We start from the raw sequence: 23,597 nt of genomic DNA on the forward strand, positions 1-23,597 counted from the left end.
TATATCATATATGAAGAAGATGACTAATCAATACTCTTATAAAATGAAAGCAGTTATAGTTGTTGTTATTGGCCTGTTGATTCTCGGTTGTAGTGACAACTTTCTAGATATTAAAGTTCAGGGAGGAGTAACAACGGAAACTGATCCTAAGCTAGGTGAAAGACTGGTTACTGGCGCTTACCACAGCTTATTGCAAGGTGATGCATTTGGAAATGGTGATGTACATGGATGGGGCTTTATTTCTGTAACCAGCATTATATCGGATGACGCGGACAAAGGAAGTACAGCTGGTGATCAGGCAGTACCCATTGGCGATATAGACAACTTTACTTTAACCCCCACAAACCGATTTGTTGAATCATTATGGAGTGGACATTACAATAGCATTGGCGCAACAAACCAAGCCTTAAAGGCTTTGAAAGTTGCAGCTATAGATGATACAGAGCGTAAGAAGTTAATGGCAGAGGTGCGCTTTATCAGGGGCTATATTTACTTCAACTTAGTGAGAATGTTTGGTGACGTTCCATTGGTATTGCGTGTTCCGGTGGACGCTAATGATGCCAATACCGATCCTGCTTTTCAGACGAGAGCCAACGTAGCAATAGTATATGACAGCATCAAACGCGATTTGCAATATGCTGTTGATAATTTATTGATCAAGAGCCAAAGCGAAATGGGCCATGCCAACAAAGGGGCAGCACAGGCTTTGCTAGCTAAAGTACACATGTACAGAGGCGAGTGGCCTCAGGTATATGCTTTAACTAATGATGTAATACAATCAGGTCAGTATGATCTGGTTGAAGATTACGCTACCATTTGGAGACAAGTGGGGGATAACAACATTGAATCAATTTTTGAAATCCAGACAGGACAATTTAATAATGAAAACCTGGCAATAGATAATTATATCGTTAGTCAGGGGCCACGTGTAGGTGGCTCAGGAGGTTGGGATGATTTGGGTTTCGGCTTTAATAATCCTTCAGCTAGTTTGTTAAGTGCTTATGAACCAGGTGATCTTCGCAAAGACGCCACTGTGATTGCCATTGATAATTCAGGAACACACGTAGGTACCACGTTGTGGGATGGCTTTAGAATACCAAGTTCTGATTCAGTTCAGAATTTATTCTACAATTATAAAGCGTATACCAGCAGAACGATGGAGACATTTGCCCGTCCTGAACCAAAAAACAGACCTAAGAATATAAGGATTCTAAGGTATGCAGATGTTCTACTGATGCATGCTGAAGCTATTGTAAATGGTGGAGGGTCAGGTGATGCCGATGCACTAGTAAACGAAATACGTGAAAGGGCAGGTTTAGCACCTAAAAGTGGTGTGACTATTGACGACATTTGGCAAGAGCGACACATTGAATTTGCTATGGAACACGATCGCTTCTGGGATATAGTAAGGCAAGGCAGGGCAGCACAGGTAATGATGGCAGCTGGTAAAACAAACTTTGTTGCAGGTAAACATGAGTTACTACCTATACCAAATTCTCAAATTATTTTAAGTGGTGGTTTATTAACTCAAAATAATTATTAAAAATTATGGTCCAAAAATGCAGGGCATCACCTTATTCCAAATGACTTTTATCAATTAAACTAAACGAGAACAACAATTAAATTTAAACAAACTAAAAATGAAGAAGATTAATTATTTTTTACTTTCAGCACTTGCACTGGGAAGTGCTGTTGTGTTTTCTTGCGATGATGAGGAAGCACTTCCGCCAATTGATGGTTACAATAATTCGAATGAAGTTGCAACTGAAAATTTAAAGGCTCATTGGACTTTTGATGATACAAAGGTTGAACGTTTGTCAAACACTGCACCTTCGAACGAATATGGTGGAGCAGGTGCCGTTAGCTTTGCAGATGGACAAGTTGGCAAGGCACTTAAGTTAACTAGTGGTGCTGTCTTATATCCTAGTATTGCTAATATCGGTGCTGCTAATTCACTTAGTAACTTTACTGTTAGTATGTGGGTTAATGTTCAAGGAAATAAGCGCACTGCTAAACAGGGTTTCACTTCTTTCTTTGCGATCAATCACCAGGATGATACTGACATCTGGGGTAACATAACAATGGCTGCCGAAACAGGTAATTATTTACCAACATCTGATACATTAATGCTTAAGCCTTTACTTAAGACGTTATTAGATGGAGGAGCTACCAGCTTACAGGATAACATCACAACAGTTAATGGTGATGTTGGTCAGCATTTTCTTGGCGCTAAAAGATGGGCACATTATGTAGCACGCTGGAATGGCACTACCCATAAGTTTGAAATTTTTGGTGATGGTGCTAATATAGGTGCATATAGTGACCGCGGAACAACACCTCCATTGGTTATGAGAACCCCTGCAAGAGCAATCTTTGGTAGCTTAACGCATAACGATGTTGGTTTTGCAAGTGCCCCTGATAGAAGCTTCAATGTATTGGCAAACGCATTAATTGATGACGTACGTGTATATAACACTGCTTTATCTGATGCAGAAATAACTGCATTATTTAACCTTGGTACTGCCGGTAGATAATTTTTTTTAATTCAGAGCAGAGAGCGAAGCTCTCTGCTCTTTTTATTTATTTTTAATGCAAAAAAAAAGTCTCTTAGTTTTCAGTTTAATAGTTCTTCTATTATCATGTGATGAAAAGGAGAATCAAAATCCAGGTGCCTCCAATTTTACACTTACGAGTATATCTATAGATGGAATTGAGTCAACATCAGCTATTAACGCTGTTTCACTGACACCGGTAATACAGTTAAGTTTTTCTGAACCAATAGACATCGTTTCAGTACAAAATGCAGTTGTACTAAAAGAAAAACTAAATACAATTCAATGCGAATTTTCTTTAATTAACGGAGACAGCACATTACAAATAGTACCAAATAGCATTTTAAAATCATTATCAAAACATGATATTTATATTGATGCTACACTAAAAGCTAAATCAAAAAGAGAATACACCGTTTATTCTCAATACAGCTTCACAACTGAGATTGATGAAACTGATAAATTTCCACGTATCTCCGATGAAGAACTTCTCACTTTAGTTCAAGAACAAACATTCAAATACTTCTACGACTTTGCACATCCAACCAGTGGTATGGCGCGTGAACGGAACACTTCGGGTGATATTGTTACCAGTGGCGGTTCTGGTTTTGGTATTATGGCATTAATTGTTGGCGCAGAAAGGAATTTTATAAGCAAGCAACAAGCTGTAGAGAGGATGAATAAAATTGTTTCATTCCTGGAAGATGCAGATCGCTTTCATGGTGCCTGGTCGCATTGGATCAATGGTAACACGGGTACCGTAGTACCTTTCAGCACTAAAGATAATGGTGGTGATTTAGTAGAGACTTCTTTCCTTGTACAAGGCCTTATTACATTTCGTCAATATTTACAACCTACCGATACAGTCGGCAACAACCTGATTAATCGAATCACTGATTTATATTATGAAGTAGAGTGGGACTGGTATCGTAAGAACAATGAAGAAATTTTGTACTGGCATTGGTCTCCCAACTTTAATTGGGATATGAATTTTCAATTGTCAGGTTACTTCGAACAGCAGGTTACATATTTTCTAGCTGCTGCCTCACCAACGCATGGCATTCCTAAAAGCGTATACACAAATGGTTTTGCCAGAAATGGCAACATCGTTCGCAACGATACTTTTTATAATATACCCTTAAAGCTCGGAGGTTTATTTCCTTTATTTTGGGTTCACTATTCTTATTTAGGCCTTGATCCTCATTTTTCAGACGGTTATGCTGACTACTGGGAACAAAATGTAAATGCTAGTTTAATTAATCAGGCACATTGCATTGCTAACCCAAGAAATTATGTTGGGTATAGTGATGAGTGCTGGGGATTAACCAGTAGTGATAATCAAAATGGCTATAATGCCCATTCACCTGGTAACGATCTTGGTGTAATTACTCCAACTGCTGCCTTGTCCTCTTTTCCGTATACACCAACGGAGTCTATGAAAGCATTAAAGTTTTTCTACTATACCTTAGGCGATCGCACATGGGGTGAGTATGGATTTTATGATTCTTTTAATTTGACACAAGCCTGGTTTGCTAACTCATACTTAGCAATCGACCAGGGACCAATCATTGTTATGATTGAAAATCACAGAACAGGTTTGTTGTGGGATTTATTTATGTCAGCCCCTGAAGTACAGGAAGGCTTTACTAAACTTGAATTTACGGATACGTCCAATTAAATATTGACTAATGATTAAGTACAGTCCCCTTCGCTCAATTGTATGGATAAGTTTTATCGCTTGTCTTTTTGTTACCATCATAACTTCTTGTACACAATCCGAAAAACCTAGCTCAGGTATTGATGCTAAGGTTGATTCGCTAATGGCACTGATGACCCTCGAGGAAAAAATTGGTCAGTTGAATCTACCTTCAGCTGGTGATTTTGTAACTGGTCAGGCGAGTAATTCTGACATTGCCAAGAAAATTGAAGAAGGTTTGGTGGGCGGGCTTTTTAACATCAAATCAGTATCGCGCATTAAAGAGATACAAAAAATAGCGGTAGAAAAAAGCAGATTAAAGATTCCATTGATTTTTGGTATGGATGTCATTCATGGTTATCAAACAGAATTTCCTATTCCATTGGCAATCAGTAGCACATGGGACATGAATTTGATCGAACACACCGCAAGAATTGCTGCAATAGAAGCAAGTGCAGACGGCATTAACTGGACTTTCTCACCAATGGTGGATATTTCAAGAGATCCTCGTTGGGGACGCGTTGCTGAAGGCAGTGGTGAAGATCCGTTTTTAGGTTATCATGTCGCCAAAGCCATGGTGCGGGGTTACCAGGGAGATGACTTAACTGCAAACAACACCATTATGGCTTGTGTAAAGCACTTTGCTTTATACGGAGCGGCAGAAGCGGGCAGAGATTACAATACAACAGACATGAGCGAAATGCGCATGTTCAATGATTATATGTTGCCTTACAAAGGCGCTGTAGAGGCAGGAGCGGGAAGTGTAATGACTTCCTTCAACGATATTAATGGTGTACCAGCCTCTGCCAATAAATGGCTTACAACGGATGTGCTACGCAACCAATGGGGCTTTAATGGCTTTGTAGTAACGGACTATACTTCTATTAATGAAATGGTGGCCCATGGCATTGGCGACTTACAGCAAGTAACTGCTCAATCGTTAAATGCCGGAGTTGATATGGACATGGTGGGTGAGGGCATGCTTACAACATTGAAAGAGTCCTTAGAGGAAGGAAAAGTAACACAGGCACAAATTGATGAAGCCTGCAGGAGAATACTGACAGCTAAATTCAAACTTGGCTTATTTGATGATCCATATAAATATTGCGATGAAAGCAGGGCGAACGAAATTTTTACACCGGAAAACAGGGCCTTCGCCAGAGAGGCTGCCGCGAAGAGCATTGTCTTATTGAAGAATGAGAAGAATATTTTACCCTTAACCAAAAACAAATCCATAGCCCTGATTGGTCCCTTGGCAGATGCCAAAGAAAACATGGTAGGCACTTGGGCAGTAGCGACTGATTTTATGAAAGCTGTTTCGTTGCGTGAAGGTTTGCAAAATGCTTTGGGTGATAAAACTACTTTGCATTACGCAAAAGGTTCTAATCTTTCCAAGGATGATAGCTTTGAACAAAGAGCCACCATGTTTGGTAAGACGCTTCATCGCGATAGTCGAACAGAGCAAGAGTTATTGCAAGAAGCCTTGCGTGTTGCTGCCAAAGCAGACGTGATTGTGGCAGCGCTTGGTGAGTCAGCAGAAATGAGTGGTGAATCTTCGAGCAGAACCAATTTAGAAATTCCAGATACACAACAAGAATTGTTGAAAGCATTATTAAAGACAGGTAAACCAGTTGTATTAGTATTGTTTAATGGAAGGCCTTTATCGATTACCTGGGAGAATGCCAACGTACCCGCTATTGTTAATGCTTGGTTTGGCGGTACAGAAGCAGGTAATGCAATTGCCGATGTACTTTTTGGAGATGTTAACCCATCAGGTAAACTTACGGCTACCTTCCCGCAAAACGTAGGACAGGTACCGCTTTACTATGCCCACAGAACAACAGGAAGACCACTAGCAGAAGGAAAGTGGTTTGAAAAGTTTAAGTCGAACTACCTGGATGTATCTAACGAGCCCCTATACGCATTTGGATACGGTTTAAGCTATACAACATTTAGTTATGAAGAAGTTAAGCTCTCAAGCACAAGCATCGCTCAAGATGAAAGTATAACGGTTACGTGCACGGTTAGCAATACAGGCTCCCGAGATGGAGAAGAGATCGTACAGCTCTATGTGCAGGATGTAGTGGGTAGCGTAACCAGACCAGTTCGTGAACTTAAAGGCTTTGAAAAAATTATGTTGAAAGTAGGGGAGTCGAAAGAGGTGAGTTTTACCATTGGTAAACAAGAACTATCTTTTTACAACCAACAATTAAAATTTGCAGCCGAACCTGGTGAGTTTAAAGTTTATGTTGGTGGTGATTCCAACACAAAGAACGGAGCCAGTTTTGAATTGCGTTAAAGCTTAGGCGCCAGCCACAAGAAAGTCATGGAGAGTAAGAAGGTTAAATAAAAAAGATAACTGGGGATATCGTTATACCTGCTTACTTTTTCATGGTTTGAATAGTTGAGTCCAACAGTTTCAGCTTGATGTAAGTTCAGCTGTTGCTGCTGCTTTAAAGCTGACCACTCTTCCTTACTGGAAACATAGAAATCATATTGTGTACTATCATTTAGTTGTACCGAATTCCACCCTGTTTTTTGAGGGTGGATTATAGCACTCCAAAGGTTATCGATGAGAACATCTTCCATGAGAGGAGCGATTTTTCCTTCGTAATAAAGTATAGGTTTTTCTTCATTGGTTATTACACTAAACTGTATGGACTCTTTGAGATTGTAAGGAAATTCATCAGTTAGAGTAATATCTGTATTATTTATTTTTTGTCTGCTAGTCAGCGTAATCAAGTCACTCCAGATATTAGCGTAAGCTGTTGAGTCTCCAGCGAGTCTTAATTGGTAAGTCTCGTTTAACAGCTGGATGGCTACTTTGCCAAAGCGTTGGTAACGATAGGCAGAAAGTATTTCATTTGCATTAACCAAGACTGGAATGATATGCTGTTTTGGTTCAATCGTTTGCTTCAGTTTTTTAATTATTTGCTTTTTCGTTGTTCCGTAAAACCAAAGATGAACAGTATCCCGATCATCCTTCATCATACTAAAATCCATCAGACTTTTAGCATACTTGTTTTTATTGTCTTGCTGATTCATTAGCAGGAGCACACCCAATCCTGCATTTGTCGCCTTAGTAATGGCCTCGGATTCAATTCGTGAAAGTTGCTCTAGTGTTGCGTTTTCAAGAATCAGCAGATCGTAATCTTTTAAAACGTCATTAGTTATTGTTGAAATCTGTTTTTTGTCTGTATTGACTTTTTCATAACTGAAATTACTTTTAGACAGTTGACTTCTAATCTGAATGCCATGACCCTGAGCGGCAAGAAAATTTTTAAGTTGACGTATTTCAAAAGAAGGCGCCAGTTGAAGCATGAGTATTTCAAGTTTTTCCCGTTCACTAACTTTCAGTGGGATGCTAAATTTTTCTTCAGTTGAACTTGTTATTGTTTGTAAAGTATACAACACATTTCCAGCTTGTTTAAGGAGCAAAAGAAAGGTGAAATCTTGTTCGCCAGTTTGATTAAAATTTATGGAATCAATCTTTCCGGCAGGATCTATTAGTTGAAGCGTTGTGGGTTCCTGAATGTTAATTCTTCCTTTTATACTAGACCATTGTCCGGGAAAGGTGTTTATAGGAAGTGTAATTTCGATAATTCCAATGGGTTTTGTTGCTGGTAAAAAGCCGAATGTTTTATGCTGAAGCAAATTGAAGTATGACTTACTTAATCCTTCACCTGCAATAAAGGCAATTTTGCCATCCAAATCTTTAAGTTGTTGTCGTGTTTGAATTTGCGGAGTTGACTGCCGCTTACTGCTATCGCCATAGCTAGCCACCATTAATTCCGGATGTAATTGTAAGAGACTATCAACAACATGAGTTGGATAGTTAGGGGTTAAGACGAGGTACTGATCAGATTTATCTTTAGTAAGATATGATGGTCTAAACAGAAGCATGGCCAAAGAAATCATAGCAATGCTAATGGCTAATAGTCTATATATTATAAACCGTTTGGCTTTGATCCATTCTAATACTATTAATAATACAGTTACTAATAATAGTATTGGTAATAGCCAACTGATATTAAATAAAGGATTAAAATTTAAAAATTCGTCAGTCATTTTCCTGATACTCTAAGGCTTTTATAAAATCACTATCCAACGAATGTTGAGTTAACTGCTTTTGGGAGCTCTTTTGAATGCTGTTAGGTAAGGCCTCCCATAATGCTTTTTCTGTTGCACTGACTATCGCTATAAATTCATCTTTTGTATAATTACCATTTACCAGTTTCGATAAACCTTTCAATCCTTCCAGGAATTGTATTGGATCGTCTTTGGAAAGGGCAGCCATTTGATTTCCTGCCACTTGTAAAAGTTGAATTTCTTTTGTGGTAAAGGTTTTAGTAGCAATACTTTTACTTGCCTGAAGCAAGGTGATGGCTTGCTGGATGGCTTTGTACTTATCTTGCTCTAGGGAATTACTCTGTTTTGTAGGATTGATCACTTCACTCAGATCAGCGATATACCGTTTATCTTCTTTAATTGGTGGCGGATCGAACCCCGTACGATGAACATAAATTCTGGAATCATTACTAATCTCTTTCAAGAGCTTCAGAATCTTATATTGATAGGGTAGGGACTTCGCTGGCTCAAAAAGTCTGAGTTGCAATTCAGCATCCCACATAAGCGTAAGTGCCGCCCTCAACTTAGCTTTAACTGATTGTATATAAAAAGTGGCTTCTTCCGCATCATCATGCGCATGAACAAATTCTTCTAAGGGACTAAGCTTTTTATCTGGATCATTAGTTTCTTCATGCTTGTGATTGTGCTCTTCTTCATGTTTATGCTCAACAAGATTATGTTCGTTTTCACTATCGTGCACATGACCAAATTCTTTGGTAACATCTTGATCTTCTATTGCTCCAATATCTTCCTGACTAACCTGCGGACCTATACCTGAGACAAATTCTTCACCCATAAATTCACTATATCTTAGACGAAGCACTTTTTGGTCGTAGCCAAGTTCGTTGCTGGTGGTCTTAAAATCCGCAACGGACAAACCTTTTTTATTTCTGATTAACTTTTTAGTATCAATAATTATTTGTCGTTGGCTTCTAAAGTACTCGGGCATCAGGTCTACACCCAATCCTTCTTCAGTACTTGTAATCATTTCGCTGGTATCTTGTACAGCAATAAAATAGGTATCTGTCCGGCTTCGATTAGGAGTTGTTTTGTTGTCGAATGCTTCAATATAAAAGTAAAGTTCATCCCCCGGTTCGAGACCTAACTTTTTAAGGTTCAGTAGCGTTTCTGCAGCTATGTTTTTACCGTGGATGGATGTAGGTGAAGTAAAATTAATTTTCTCTTCCCTGAATTTCACCGACTCACCACTGCCTTTACTAACAGTGGCAATAATCTGTGCTTTGCTTATGCTATAATCGTCTTGCAGGTTAGCGCGTAGCATAACTTGAGGAGAATCTTCCCAGGTTAGCTCAGTAAATTGTTGAAGATTAGTGATGTTTAAAACTGGGCTATTGTCTTTAACTACGCGTATGGGGTAGAGATCACTCTGTTGCCAGCTTTTACTTTTCCAGGCCAGTTGAAAGTACGCATCCTGTTTCATGGTGAAGCTTATTTCAAAAACCTGATTTTCGATCGACTTTAAATGAAGGCTATCTTTTCCGGAAAAAATGAGGCTTGCTGATTCTATAGATTGATTAAAACGCAGCCAGAAATTAATAATACTTCCTTCAGGGACAGAAACATTATTTAAAGGAGAGGAGTAAGGCTTGATTTGCGTGTAGGCGGGTGGTGTTATATTTATTTTAATCGTTTCTATTGTTGGTATGGTAAAGGAAGCATTGACTTGGTCTGCATTATTTTCCTCCAGACGAGTTATAAAATCATTTCCATGACTGTTTTGATTCCGCATTAATAAAAATGCACTGAGCAGACAAAGGAAAAAGAGTCCTGCTGATTTCAATAAGTCATTCGGAAGCTTAAGTGAATCTCTATGCGTAGCAATGAGTTCAATAACCCTGAATTGCTGAATCTGTTGCAGTGTTGACAAATTCTGCGTTTCGCAGAGTATTAGGTCTGTGCTGTTTTGCAATTGCGGGTACAATTGATTTAAGGAACGACTAACAAAGTTGTTGTTGATCACCCATATTTTTGATAATAAAAGGGATACAACTACGAACATTATTGTAAAGACAATAGTTAGAACAAGACTGAGGGTAAAAGAAACAGCGGATGCTTGTGTCAAGGCAAAAAATAAAACACCAAAGCCCGTTCCTTTCATTAAAGATTGCAGCAACAACACCAGTTTTTGTCTAGCGCTGAGTTGATTTAACCAATATCGTACATTTTCCAGCGTCATTGTTTTCGGATATAGGATAGCAATCTTTCAATTACGAATAAACTGAAGAACAGGATGAAGAGTATATTATTTAAAGATTGATACACGATTGGGGAAAAGGCAGCCACTTTTTCATTTGCTGGAAATGCAAAAGCCAGTGAGTCAGATAAAAATCGAGCATCAAAAGCAAGAGCCCTTTTTCGTAAGGCTTCTGTGCTTATAAACAGAGAAGCTAAATCTAGGGTGAGGTGTTCTTGTGTTGCCACTTTCTGATTCAACCTTTGCGTTAGCGCCCACTGGTAAGCGCTGACTTTCTTAATAAGTCCAGTATAGGCCTGCTCCTTCAAGTAGATAATATTGCAATCACAAGTTGGCGCAGTTTCATTGGAAAGCCATATGAGCCAACCATTATTCTTATAGTCTGATTTATCTATAATATTTTGCTTGGTGATGGGTATTCTAAACGATTTTTGAATGACCTTTAAGGCAGCTTCAATAATCTTTTTATCGTATTGAAAGTTGGTTTCAGCGTAGATACTGATTTTCAGTGTATCTGGATTAGTAATGGCTAAACTATCCTTATAATCATTTTTATGAATTAGTTTATTATTGAAGTAGGTTAGGTCTGCATCACTATAACCGTATCGTAACATCAAGCTGTCGCTATTTATTGATCTGCTGCTTACTAAGTAACTTGTCGGATCAGGAGCAATGCTTAACCACTGAATATTTGCTGGTAAACTCACCGCATCTCCATCGAAGAATGAAGCTGTGTTACTACTGATAATAATGCCTTTGCTGATATTTTGATTCTCAAGTGCTTCAAGTAAGCTATAATAATCAGCTGGAATAATTTTATCGTTTGTTTCTAATAATGGAAAATCTTTTGCTAAAAAACGGATTTCATAATCATCAGCTGAAAAACTATCAATCAGGTTTTTTACAACAGTTTTTTTAAGTAGTGCTTTTTCAACAATTAACCATTTTTTGGTATTACTACTTTCTGGCGTATAGCGGGCACCAGCCAGAAAAAATGAAAGCAGAATAATCAGGAGCGATCGTAGCATCAGCAACCAGTATTCATTGAGTTTTATGCCTTTGAATTGTTGAGAAGGGCTCTCTTCCAGGTGGCGTACACTGCCAATCATAATTACCTTACCTTCCTTTCTGCTCAATAAATGTATAGCAAGCGGAATGGATAAACAGAGTAGTGACCAAAGCATAAGTGGGTTACTAAATCCAATCATCTTTGTAACCTTTTACGGTTGGTTAAAAAGTTTCGCAGAATAGTATCAGCTGAATCTAATAAGTCTACTGGATAATAAGAGACTTGTTTTTCAAGCATCCAGATTCTGGATTGTTCCAGCCATTCAGCAAATTTCTTTTTATAGTTATCTCTTTGTGTGTTAGTATTTACTTTAGTTCGCACTTGTGTCTCCATATCTTGAAAAGTAAATGAACCTTCAAAACTTAGGTCCTTTTCTTTTTTACCAATAAGATGAAAAACAACAACTTCGTTTCTGGGTGTCTTGAGTCGGCCAATAAAGTTTAGCAGATCTCCATTATCATCATACAGATCGGTTAGAAAAATGATTAACTCCTTACCGTGATGATCGAATAGTTGTTCAAGCTGGTTTGAACGATTCCAGGTGCCAGAGGTTTTTATATTGATGAGTTCATACAGGAAGCGTACAAATTGTTGCTGTTCAAACCGTGGTTGCAATATTTTAATCTGACTTTCATTAACAATAGAAAGCCCAATAGAATCACCTTGCTTTCTGGCCAGGTAAGCCAGTGCGGCAGTAAGCACTTTTGCATATTGAAGCTTGCTGATATTTTCTTCAACATAGGCCATCGATTGACTGGCATCTACTATAAATTTTACAGTAATGTTAGTCTCAATCTCGGCTTGCTTGATGTAGTACCTTTCTGTTCTGGCAAACGATTTCCAATCCAATTGCCTTAGGTCGTCACCAGCCTGATAATTTTTGTACTGACTAAATTCCTGCCCTGCACCCACCGCCTGACTTTTATTGCTGCCACTCATAAAGCCCTCTACAATAACGCGCGCTACCAACTCTAGACCGTTGACAGTATTGAGGATTTCTGGTTTTAATAGTTCTTTAATGCGCGCGTCCACGTTAGGTCAGCTTTATCTGGCTGTTTTGTAAAAGATATTTGCATACGGAATCTGAACTTACATTTTCAGCTTCAGCTTTAAAGTTCATTAAGATTCTATGTCGCAGAACAGGGTAGGCAACATGTTTAATATCTTCAGGACTAACGGCTAATCTTCCTTGTAGAATAGCACGTGCCTTGGCAGTTAAGATCATAGCTTGTCCGGCACGTGGCCCGGCACCCCAGCGTACCCATTCTTTTACATAAGCATCCTGTGTTTCATTAGGTCGGGTAGCACGTACAAGTTTACCAACCGCTTCAATTAACTCCTGACTGATGTGAATCTCTCGCACAAATTTCTGAAGCATGATAATCTCCTGCGCTGTAATTACTTTTTCTACACTTCCTTTTTTACTTCCTGTTGTTTGTGATAAAATATTCAGTTCTTCTTCTAACGTTGGGTAGCTTACCTTAATGTAGAGTAGAAAACGATCTAACTGAGCTTCAGGTAGAGGGAAGGTACCTGCCTGTTCAATCGGGTTTTGTGTAGCCAGAATAAAGAAGGGTTTATCCAGGGGATAAGTAACACCGGCATAGGTTACTTCAAACTCCTGCATGGCTTCTAGTAAAGCCGCTTGTGTTTTGGGAGATGTTCTATTGATTTCATCTGCCAAAATAATATTAGCGAAGATGGGACCCTTGTTAAATTTGAAAAAGCGCTTACCGGTTGCGTGGTCTTCTTCTAACACTTCAGTTCCGATAATATCAGAAGGCATTAAATCAGGTGTAAATTGTATTCGCCTGAAATGAAGATCAATGGCTTCTGATAAGGTGCGAATCATTAACGTTTTGGCCAGGCCAGGAACACCCTCTAACAAACCGTGTCCACCCGCTAGAAAAGTTATCAGCAACTGATCAATAATTTCATCCTGACCTACTATTACTTTCTTAATCTCTTTTTTAAGCGCCTGAAGTTTGCTTGTGAGCAAGGCTACGTTTTTCTCGGTTTCAATTAAATCATTCGTCATAAAAAGATCAGGCGGTTAACGCATACATAATAATATTGATACTGAATCGTGTGTTGTCAATTCTATAAAATCTTTTGTTTCTAAAATCGTAGTCCCATTCGCAACCATAATCTTTGTTGCTATAGAGCACACCGATTTTGTTTTTCACTTCAATGGCTTTTAAATAATCATGCACAATGTCATCACCCCAACCATTAAGTTCCTGTGAGGTAGTAGGAGGGCCATCAAATTTAAAAAAGGATGAATAGAGCGCATGATTGTTTGGTATTTTCTTCAATGAAGCAGTTCCGAATATTTTTTCCATCTGTGCTTCGAAAGATTTAGCAAATAGCCCGTCTATGTCATGGTTGCAATCATCTACAAAAACAAACCCGCCATTGAGCACATACTTCTCAAAATTCTCTTTTTCCTGTGGTGTAAATTCTACCAGTTTGTGGCCGCTTAGATAGCAGAAAGGGCAACGAAAAATTTCATTGCTGCTAAGCGATATAATGTTTTCCTGCGTATCGATATTTAATGAAGTATACTCTACGAGCGAGTTTAACACATTGGATGGCATGCGTTGATCTACATCCCAGTCACCGGATTCGTATTGCAAACGTGTGAAAAAGAATTTATTAACCAGACTCATTGACCGAAACCTACCTTACAACTTAACCTAAATAAAGAGACTGTCTCATGTGGTAGCAATTTCAGCGTTTTCAGCTGATTTACTTTGCCTGAGTATTTGTAACAGGCAACACCATTAATGAGACAGTCTCTGATTGAAAATTGTTATTGCCTACACAGCATCAGATAAACTGGTGAAGGTAAAGTCACGGATTTTCATGTAAGGTATTAAATTGCCACCTACACGCACCTGTTTACCAAGTGTCTCGAGATTGTTCAACATGATTACGGGGCTTTCGTTAAAGCGGAAGTTCTTCACCGGATGTTTAATCTTTCCATTTTCAATAAAGAAAGTACTATCACGTGTAAGCCCAGTGTATAGTTGTGTTTGTGGATCTACTGAACGGATGTACCAGAAGCGTGTAACCAAAATTCCCTTCTTAGTATCCTTAATCATATCTTCAACAGAAGCATTGCCACCTTCGAAAATTACATTACCCGGGAATGGCACCGGGGCAACATTTTTCTGTGATGCCCAATAGCGATCATAAAATAAGTTGCTGACAACACCATTTTTAATAATGTCCAGACGCTGACGCGCCTGACCATCACCCGTCCATGGTGTAGCAGGGACTTCTGTATTAAATGGATCTGAATAGATGTTAACACGTTCATCAAGCATTTTTTCGCCTAGCTTGGTTCCACCTCCTTTTTTAGAGAGAAAGCTTCGGCCTTCATCCGCCTGGCGTGCGCCCATAGAGAAAAACATGTTGCCTAGTAATTCAGCAGAGGCGGCTGGTTCAAGAATAACAGTATACTTACCAGGTTCAATCGCTTTTGCATCTCGTGATCCTAGTGCTTTTTGAATAGCAATGTTAGAAGCTTCTGCGGTATCTAGTTTACTTACATCATTAAAGTCGCGAGTTACCCAACCAGAACCGGTGCCATCGTTGCTACGCATGGTAACAGTAAAATCAACATTAGTTGATTGGTTATAAAGAAACATTCCTTTGGTATTCATCATTGCTGAGAAACCATGGTTGTGTTCCAGAAACCCGGCAGCTGTTACATCCTTTGCAGCAGCAGGGTTAATGCTATTTGCAGCTGCTTGTGCCCGATACTCAGGTGTGATTTTAGCAGTGGCTTCCGAGTAAGTTTTAGATTCACCACCATATTGTTGTGGTGGGAGAGGTTCCATAAACTCAGGATTTTCAGGAGCCAGCTTAGCAAGTTCTTCTGCTCTTCTTACTGTTTTTTCGAGCGATGCTACGTCAAATTCATTAATGGTGGCAACACCTGATTTTTTGCCATAGTATGCCTGTACGCCTAATGTTACATCACTGTTTTCACCTGCGGTGGATACAGTATTACGGGCGTAGCGGATATTGCCGCTGTTGTTTCCGTTCAGGTTGGCAATGAGGCCATCTGCTTTTGAATAGCTGATAACCTTTTCCAGTATTTGTTTTGCTTCTTCTTTAGATAATATAGCCATGATGCTTTTACAAATTAATGTGATACTAATTAGATGGTTCTTCCGGTATTGATAACGTTAATACCATTAAAGCGTGTAGTCGAACTTCCGTGCGATACAGCACTAACCTGAGATGGCTGACCTTTGCCATCGAAGAATGATCCGAACATGCGATAATCTGAAGCATCACATATTTTTGTACAGCTATTCCAAAACTCCTGTGTATTAGATTGGTAAGCTACATCGTTCAGCATACCGGTAATTTGTCCGTTCTTGATTTCGTAGTACACAGTGCCACCAAATTGGAAATTGTAACGTTGTTGATCAATAGAATATGAACCACGTCCTGCTATGTAAATTCCTTTTTCTACATCCTTAATCATTTGTTGCACAGAGTAAGGATCCTTACCTGGTGCCAATGATACGTTAGGCATGCGTTGGAACTGAACATCATTCCAGCTTTGCGAATAACAACAGCCGTGCGATTCTTTCTGATCGATAATATGTACCTGATCGCGTATAGCCTGATAGTTAACCAACACACCATCTTTAATCAGATCCCATTGTTTGCACTTAACACCCTCATCATCATAACCAACTGCACCTAATGAACCTGGTTGTGTTTTATCAGCGAAGATGTTTACCAACTTACTGCCATAATTAAAGTTACCAGCTTTTAGTTTGTCCAAGGTTGCAAAGCTTGTGCCTGCATAGTTGGCTTCGTAACCTAACACACGATCAAGTTCTAAAGGGTGACCAACAGATTCGTGAATCGTTAAGCCTAAGTGATTAGGTTCTAATACTAAATCATATTTGCCAGGATCAACGGACTTTGCTGAAAGCATTTCTTTAGCCTGGCGAGCTGCAAGTCCTGCATCTTCAATTATATCATAGCTGTTTTTGTATAAGTACATGCCAGGAACAACACCGCTCAACTTATCTTCTTGCTTAGGGTTCATGTATTCATAACCCATACCCATAGGGGCACTCATGGCCTGGCGGGTTTTGAATTTACCAGCTGCCTTATCAATGGCCGTTACGTTAAATGTTGGCCAGATTCTATGAATATCCTGATCAATGTATGACCCTTCAGATGAAGCAAAGTATTTTTGCTCATTTACCTGGAAGAGATTGGAGTTTACAAAGCTCGCTCCATTCTTCTGCGCCTCAGCATTGGCCGCAAGTAGCAATTCTACTTTTTCAGCCACAGGTATTTCAAAAGCATTTTTCTGAATAGGTGTTTTCCAGGAAACTTCCCCATGAGAAGCGTTTGGAGCTAGTTTCACCGGATCTGTTTGAAACTTAGAGTTTGCTTTTGCAATGGCAACTGCTTGCATGGTGGCTTTCTTAACTCCCTCTGGACTAACATCGTTGGTAGAAGCAAAACCCCATGTACCGTTAGCAATCACGCGAATACCTACACCATACGATTCACCGTTAACAATGTTCTGTACTTTGTTTTCACGAGTAGAGATAAACTGATTTAAATAACGACCAATGCGAACATCAGTATAAGTGGCTCCATTACTTTTGGCTGTATTTAATGCTGCATCCGCTATCTGCTTCTTCTGAAGAACATTCAGAGGAGATTCAAGCAATGCCTCAATGGATACAGGGTTACTATTACCAAGCAAGCCCAAAGGTAGCATCATGCCACCAAGGCCAAGGCCCGCAATCTGTACAAAGTCTCTTCTTTTCAAGGTTGTAATATTTAAGGTGAATAATTTGGTTCAAGCCAAAAGTTAGAAATAAATGACAGGCTTATAAAAAGCCGTAAAACAAATTATATGAGCGGCATTTTAGGCATATCCGTCAATGATTTACGAACATGAAATACAAACTAAGCAGAGAAACTTAAAAAGTTACACGATTTTTATTCTACCCTAAAGGGCGTTAGTAAAAAAACAGTCTGCAAATTCATTGAAACTCTTTTTTAGGTGAACACGTACTTAGGTTTTTATTATCCTTACCAATTGCTCCCAAATGCTGAGAAATTTTCTTAAAACTGCCAGCCGTATTATTGTAAAACAAAGAGCATATGCAGTAATAAATCTGATAGGCCTTACTTCAGGTATTGCGTTGGCATTATTGATTATGGCTTACGTCAGGTCAGAAACCAATTATGACACTTTTCATGAAAAGATAGACCGTTTATATAGAATAAATTATAAAGCACCTAATGGTTTGGACTTAGCCAGCTCACCGCCCCCCATTGCACCAGCTATGAAAGATTTCTTTCCGGAAGTTGAGCATGCGGCCAGGTTATATGGTCGTAACATAAGCATAAAGCTTCCAGATCAGGATATCGCTTTTGAGGAGACGGGTGTTTTCTTTGTTGACTCTGCACTTATGGACATGTTCTCACTGGAGTTTGTTCAAGGAAATCCATCGAGAGCGCTTGTTGATAAATTTACGGTTATTATAAATGAGGAGATGGCTAAAAAATATTTTGGTGAAGCTAATCCCATTGGTGAATCATTAATCTTTTCTGGTCTGCATAGTTTTAAGGTTACTGGAGTTGTAAAAAATTTTCCGGAGAACTCTCATCTACGCTTTAATATGTTAGTTCCATACGAAAACATGTTCGATTTGGAAACTGAGCAAACAGCACAAGTCCTGCGAAATAATTTGGCTGTAAACTTTGTAATCAGTCACGGTTATACTTATGTATTATTAAAAGAAGGAGCTGACCCTAGTCAGGTTGATGCTAACATGGAAGCTTTCCTGAAAAAACATGCACTTCCACAAATGCTGGTAGGGCAGGTGTTCACCCTTTTTCCGGTAAAAGACATTCACTTGAAGTCAACAGCTTTAGCGGAACCGTCAACACCAAACTCGATGTCGACTATTTACATTTTTATAGCAATTGGGTTGCTTACACTAGTCATTGCCAGTATAAACTATATTAACCTATCTACAGCGCAGTCACTAACACGTATCAAAGAGATTGGCGTTCGTGTAATCATGGGATCGGGCAAGCAGCAGATTGTTATGCAGTTTTTTGTAGAAAGTTTTCTGTTTGTGTCAATATCAATGGTGTTAGCCTTTGGTGTGTATTACGTTACGCTTCCTTTATTAAATCTGTTTACCAACAAGAACCTGCTGTTTATAGATAGTATAGATATGCCCCTGGCATTTATCTGTGTAGCTTTATTGATTGGCATTACATTACTGGCCGGCTCTTATCCTGCTTACTTCGTAACTAAATTCAATTCGGTTGGTTCGCTTAAAGGCGAAGGCGTTACAGGCTTAGGTAGTCAATGGTTGAGGAAAAGTCTTGTGGTGTTTCAATTAAGCATTGCATTTCTGCTTTTAACATGCTCCATGTTAATAGTAAAGCAACTCCGCTATTTGCACGACAGACCTTTGGGTTTTGAAAGTCAACATGTGGTTACTATTCCCTTATTCAGTCAGAACCTTAATGGTATCTTCGGTCAGCGTGATTCTTTATTTACTACACGCTTAAAAAGTTTCCGTGATGCGCTAGAAAGTGAGACGGGGATTTTAAAAACAACCTTGTCATCGAATCCTCCCGGTTTAGGTGCCACCTATCGTGGTACCATCCCGGAAGGATTTACGCAGGAAGATCGGATCTTTGTTGCCAACTTCTCTGTTGATTATAATTTTAATGAAGCATACGGACTTGAAGTAATAACAGGAAGGTGGTTTGATGAGGATTATGGAACAGATCGAACAGAAGCTTTTGTTATAAATGAAACTGCGGTTAAAGAATTCAACTGGTTAAGTGCAGATGAAGCACTTGGCAAAACGATAAATCGGGAAGGCAAGTTTGGTAAGGTGATAGGGGTGATCAAAGATTATAATTTTAACTCATTGACAACCCCCGTTTCTGCTTTAGTGATTGAACACAATAATAACCAGTTCAATATACTATCGGTACGGTTTGAGAATGATCAGGTTACAACCTTAATGGACAAGTTAGAAGCTCAATGGAATAGGAATTTTCCGGAGAAAAGTTTTGAGTACACGTTTCTTGATGAACAACTGGACTCACAATATGCCAATTATCAAAGCTTTGGTGATATTATCCGAGCCTTTACCTTCATTGCCATACTCATTTCCTGTTTGGGGGTTTATGGACTCGTGCTCTTTATTGTTCAGCGAAAAGTAAAGGAAATTGGTGTTCGCAAGGTTCTGGGGTCTACTATTAGTGGTATTTTATTAATAATTTTTAAGGACTTTTTCTGGTTGCTTTTATTCGGGTTTGTAGTTGCTATACCAGTTTCTTACTATTTTTTAAATGATTGGCTACAAAACTTCACTTATCATACCAGTTTAGATGTGGCAACTTTTGTTTTAAGCTTCCTGATTTTATTAGGGATAACTTTATTAACAGTGAGTTTTCAGGCAATTAAGGCTTCGTTAGCCAATCCTATCAATGCATTAAGAAGTGAGTAAAACGATCATGTTGAGGACTACTTTTATTATACGGCAGCACACACCTTAAATTTAAGGCATTATTTGCTTTACCTAAGTTCGAAAATTGACCCAAGCATATTGCAGTTCAATTAATCTAAAAATTGAAACCCGATCTTTACGCCTTTTAATTTAGGATGAATGCTGACTTGTATATATTTGTATTTAATTATAATCCTTAAACAATAAATTCCCGACTATGCGTTTGGAATTTTAAACCAATATTTTGTGCTGAAGAAAATTATTGCTCCCCTAGTACTATTCGTTGTTCTCATTTCAATCTCCTGTCAGGATCCTGAAGTATCTGATGATCAGCTTCTTCGTGAGGTTAAAGCTATTGATGCTTATCTGGATGCCAATGAGACTGACTATATCGCGTACGATCAATCAGGTATAAGATTGGTTATTCATCAGTTTGGAACAATGCCCCCTGTGCGTAAGGGGCAAAAATTAAGGGCTTCTGTAAAAGGCAAATTGTTAAGTAATGGCAATTATTTTACAGATGTTTCCTTCAACTCATTACTTGATAGCATTGGAGGTTCAGGTCTTCAATTCGCTATTTCCGCGCTTATGGTAGGAGGCGAAGCTAGTCTGTATATACCATCTAAATATGCTTTCGGAGGCATTTCCATTAATGATATACCGGCTAACTCTACACTTGTTTACGAGGTTAAGCTTTTTGCAGTTACCAAAACTGAAGCCGAACAAATAAGATTTTCAAGCGACACAATAGCAATTAAGCAATACATCCAGGATAACAACCTTGTAGGATTCACATCGCATCCAAGCGGGGTTTGGTATAAGGTTACTGATCAGGGAAATGGTATATATCCAAAAGTATATGATGGGGTAAGTTTAATCTATTCAGGATCATTTTTAAGCACAGGAAATGTATTTGATGATGGTACATTATCAAATATATCTCCATTTGGTTTGATTGACGGGTTGAAAGTTGGTATTCCGATATTGGACGAAGAGGGAAGTGCAATATTTCTGATTCCTTCAGGTTTAGCCTATGGACCTCAGGGATCAGGATCTTCAATTCCTGCAAATGCTAACTTAAAGTTTGAAGTAGAGTTAACAAAAGTTTTTAAGTAATTCCTGATATGAAGGATTACAAGAAATATTATCCGATTGCCGCAACGCCAGATCAGGTTTATCTCGCGCTCACAACTGAAACTACTATACAGCTATGGACTGGCGATCAGGCAGAGATGAAACCTGAACCCGGTACAGAGTTTTCTATGTGGAGTGGTGCCATTGTTGGGCTTAACCTGGAGTTTGAAAAGGATAAGAAGATAATGCAACAATGGTATTTTGGTACTGAAAACGAACCTTCGATTGTTACTATTAAGCTTCACCCAGATGGTGACAATGCTACTTCTGTAGAGCTTAGGCATACCAATATTCCTGATGATGATTACGATGATATTGTACAGGGATGGAATGAAGTCTACTTTGAATCACTACAAGATTTCTATAAGTAGTTTGTACGATTCTGTACAATGCATTGTTCAAATTTGATTGTCAAACGCTGAGATATCACTCTTAGAAGCATTAATCAATGTTTCTTAAGATGGCGTGATTGTTGATTTAAGTTTTTAAATCTTGATCAACATGAATGTATTCCTTTCCTTGGTATTGTGGTGCCTGCTATTTGTATTATGCTGGCCTTTGGCCCTGCTATTACTACTGCTCTTCCCGATCATCTGGTTAATAGCCTTACCTTTTCGAATTGTAGGATTTACGTTAGAATGGCTTTTCAAATTGATAGGAGCCATACTGTTATTTCCTTTTTCTTTTCTTGGTTCTTATAAACAATAAAAGCGGGTTTCCCCGCTTTTCTATTGTGTAACTATTTGGGATAGCTAAATACTTTCTACTTCTTTGATAACAACTTTCTCCATAACATCACCTTGACGAATCTGATCAATTACCTCAAGCCCTTCATATACTTTGCCAAAAACGGTATGATTGCGATCAAGGTGAGCGGTGTTTTCTCTGCTATGGCAAATGAAAAACTGTGATCCTCCGGTATTGCGTCCTGCATGTGCCATAGATAATACACCACGGTCGTGGTATTGGTTATTTCCATCTAACTCACATTTAATGGTATGACCTGGTCCGCCATTACCGATCCCATTTGGGCAGCCTCCCTGAACGACAAAGTTTGGAATAACTCTGTGGAATGTCAGGCCATCATAAAAATTATGTTCGGCAAGGTCAATAAAGTTTTTTACAGTTCCAGGGGCATCTTCTGCAAAGAATTGAATCTTCATAACACCCTTTTTTGTATGGATTTCGGCTACCTTCATATTCGCTAATTTTCTGCAAATTAAGCCGCTTGACTTGTTCATAAAAGTATTTGCATAAAAAAAGCCTGACAATTGCTTGTCAGGCCTCTAGCATTAGCTGGGGACTAGTTAGCTAGTATAAATATTCTAAAGCTACTACATCGAATGAACCAAACTCACCATCTTCACTTGAGCCGAAGCATGAAAGCATGATTGAGTTGGCATCGAATCCTGAAGGAGTACCAGGTATAAGTATTGCACCTACACCGCCACTACCTTCACTGCCACCAGATCCACAAGAAAGTGAACGGTTAAAGTAGTCAGTGTGTCTTAAGCCAAGGCAATGACCGATTTCATGTGTCATAACATGCTCAACCACATCAGTACTATAAGAACTTGTTCCTGACAAGATTTGAACCCACTTATAAGGAAGTCCACCACTTGGGAAACCAGCTGAGCCACCAGCTCCACCACTCACACGGTAAACTACTATTTCTGCAGCATTAGTATTTGTCCCGAAAGTAAGCGTAAAGGTAAGGCCGATGTTCAATGCGTTGTAGTTGGCCACAGCATTTTGCAATGCAGTACGCATCTTTGTATCCAATGCATTGCTGCCACTTGTGTATCCAAGTACACGTATGGTTCTAGGTGAGCTAACCAGGTTAGTGGTTCTGTATTGTTCACCAACAGCTCCAATATGCTGAACTTTACTGTTGCTCATTTCCTGTATGTCTTCATTAGATAGGAACATATCTTTTTCAAGAATGTAACCTTGCATTAATTCCCCAGTTATTGGGTTTCTTGAAGATACTTTTTGCACATCACTCACATCAAAACCAAGATTTGTTAATTGAAGTTTCACGTTTTCTGAAATTTCAACTGTTTCAGTTTTGATTGAAGTTTCCGTACAGGAAATAACAAAGGCACTGAGAAGGACTACCGCAAGTGCCGAAGCGGCTTTTCGAATGTTTAACATAATTATTAGGTTTAGGTTTATATTTCGAAATTACTTCATGTGTACCTGCATAATGTTCAAGCGTAATGAAATGTGCTTTCGTGTATTCTCACACTTAAGAGGTTTTGCTTCA

Annotated in this window: 17 protein-coding genes; 7 read left to right on the forward strand and 10 right to left on the reverse strand. The window is 38.9% G+C overall.

Going from position 1 to position 23,597, the window contains the following annotated elements:
- Positions 1–10 precede the first annotated feature (10 nt).
- The 4 genes from SanaruYs_RS01220 to bglX all read left to right on the forward strand — a co-directional run bounded on the left by SanaruYs_RS01220 (position 11) and on the right by bglX (position 6,547).
- A complete protein-coding gene (locus SanaruYs_RS01220) occupies positions 11–1,543 on the forward strand; it encodes a RagB/SusD family nutrient uptake outer membrane protein (protein ID WP_218022338.1) in 1,533 nt (510 codons plus the stop codon).
- Between the two features lie 97 nt (positions 1,544–1,640).
- On the forward strand, positions 1,641–2,534 hold the full coding sequence (locus SanaruYs_RS01225) for a LamG-like jellyroll fold domain-containing protein (RefSeq protein ID WP_127120688.1): 894 nt from the start codon (positions 1,641–1,643) through the stop codon (positions 2,532–2,534).
- A 55-nt stretch (positions 2,535–2,589) separates the two neighbouring features.
- Positions 2,590–4,230 (forward strand): glucoamylase family protein, encoded by a 1,641-nt coding sequence (locus SanaruYs_RS01230; protein WP_127120689.1) that lies wholly within the window; start codon positions 2,590–2,592, stop codon positions 4,228–4,230.
- 10 nt (positions 4,231–4,240) lie between these two features.
- On the forward strand, positions 4,241–6,547 hold the full coding sequence (gene bglX, locus SanaruYs_RS01235; RefSeq protein WP_127120690.1) for a beta-glucosidase BglX: 2,307 nt from the start codon (positions 4,241–4,243) through the stop codon (positions 6,545–6,547).
- Here the strand turns inward: bglX and SanaruYs_RS01240 are convergent.
- From SanaruYs_RS01240 to SanaruYs_RS01275, 8 genes are all read right to left on the reverse strand, one after another.
- Positions 6,544–8,316, reverse strand: a complete 1,773-nt coding sequence (locus SanaruYs_RS01240) for a hypothetical protein (protein ID WP_127120691.1) — start codon at positions 8,314–8,316, stop codon at positions 6,544–6,546. The two genes, bglX and SanaruYs_RS01240, sit on opposite strands and share 4 nt — an antisense overlap.
- Complete coding sequence (locus tag SanaruYs_RS01245) at positions 8,309–10,573, reverse strand: hypothetical protein (RefSeq protein ID WP_127120692.1); 2,265 nt, start codon at positions 10,571–10,573, stop codon at positions 8,309–8,311. The genes SanaruYs_RS01240 and SanaruYs_RS01245 overlap by 8 nt, the downstream gene beginning before the upstream one ends.
- Positions 10,570–11,799, reverse strand: coding sequence for a BatA domain-containing protein (locus SanaruYs_RS01250; RefSeq protein WP_127120693.1), 1,230 nt, complete (start codon positions 11,797–11,799; stop codon positions 10,570–10,572). Before SanaruYs_RS01250 ends, SanaruYs_RS01245 begins: the two co-directional genes overlap by 4 nt.
- Entirely contained in the window at positions 11,796–12,692 is an 897-nt protein-coding gene (locus SanaruYs_RS01255; RefSeq protein ID WP_127120694.1) for a DUF58 domain-containing protein, read from the reverse strand. The genes SanaruYs_RS01250 and SanaruYs_RS01255 overlap by 4 nt, the downstream gene beginning before the upstream one ends.
- 1 nt (position 12,693) lies before the next feature.
- Complete coding sequence (locus SanaruYs_RS01260) at positions 12,694–13,698, reverse strand: AAA family ATPase (RefSeq protein WP_127120695.1); 1,005 nt, start codon at positions 13,696–13,698, stop codon at positions 12,694–12,696.
- A 7-nt stretch (positions 13,699–13,705) separates the two neighbouring features.
- Positions 13,706–14,329 carry a DUF4159 domain-containing protein gene (locus SanaruYs_RS01265; protein ID WP_174842757.1) on the reverse strand — a complete coding sequence of 208 codons (624 nt, stop codon included), beginning with the start codon at positions 14,327–14,329 and terminating at the stop codon, positions 13,706–13,708.
- Between the two features lie 150 nt (positions 14,330–14,479).
- Positions 14,480–15,799 (reverse strand): TldD/PmbA family protein, encoded by a 1,320-nt coding sequence (locus SanaruYs_RS01270; RefSeq protein WP_127120696.1) that lies wholly within the window; start codon positions 15,797–15,799, stop codon positions 14,480–14,482.
- Between the two features lie 29 nt (positions 15,800–15,828).
- Positions 15,829–17,478 carry a TldD/PmbA family protein gene (locus SanaruYs_RS01275; protein ID WP_127120697.1) on the reverse strand — a complete coding sequence of 550 codons (1,650 nt, stop codon included), beginning with the start codon at positions 17,476–17,478 and terminating at the stop codon, positions 15,829–15,831.
- 283 nt (positions 17,479–17,761) lie between these two features.
- Here SanaruYs_RS01275 and SanaruYs_RS01280 point away from each other — a divergent pair, with 283 nt between their 5' ends.
- The 3 genes from SanaruYs_RS01280 to SanaruYs_RS01290 all read left to right on the forward strand — a co-directional run bounded on the left by SanaruYs_RS01280 (position 17,762) and on the right by SanaruYs_RS01290 (position 21,702).
- Positions 17,762–20,197 (forward strand): ABC transporter permease, encoded by a 2,436-nt coding sequence (locus SanaruYs_RS01280; protein WP_127120698.1) that lies wholly within the window; start codon positions 17,762–17,764, stop codon positions 20,195–20,197.
- A 246-nt stretch (positions 20,198–20,443) separates the two neighbouring features.
- Positions 20,444–21,313, forward strand: coding sequence for an FKBP-type peptidyl-prolyl cis-trans isomerase (locus SanaruYs_RS01285; RefSeq protein ID WP_127120699.1), 870 nt, complete (start codon positions 20,444–20,446; stop codon positions 21,311–21,313).
- Positions 21,314–21,321: 8 nt separating this feature from the next.
- A complete protein-coding gene (locus SanaruYs_RS01290; RefSeq protein ID WP_127120700.1) occupies positions 21,322–21,702 on the forward strand; it encodes an SRPBCC domain-containing protein in 381 nt (126 codons plus the stop codon).
- A gap of 381 nt (positions 21,703–22,083) precedes the next feature.
- Here SanaruYs_RS01290 and SanaruYs_RS01300 read toward each other — a convergent pair whose 3' ends face one another.
- On the reverse strand, positions 22,084–22,530 hold the full coding sequence (locus tag SanaruYs_RS01300) for a peptidylprolyl isomerase (protein ID WP_127120702.1): 447 nt from the start codon (positions 22,528–22,530) through the stop codon (positions 22,084–22,086).
- A gap of 112 nt (positions 22,531–22,642) precedes the next feature.
- Positions 22,643–23,485 carry a M57 family metalloprotease gene (locus tag SanaruYs_RS01305; protein ID WP_127120703.1) on the reverse strand — a complete coding sequence of 281 codons (843 nt, stop codon included), beginning with the start codon at positions 23,483–23,485 and terminating at the stop codon, positions 22,643–22,645.
- Between the last annotated feature and the right edge of the window lie 112 nt (positions 23,486–23,597).

This window comes from Chryseotalea sanaruensis, assembly GCF_003990915.1.
Classification (GTDB): domain Bacteria; phylum Bacteroidota; class Bacteroidia; order Cytophagales; family Cyclobacteriaceae; genus Chryseotalea; species Chryseotalea sanaruensis.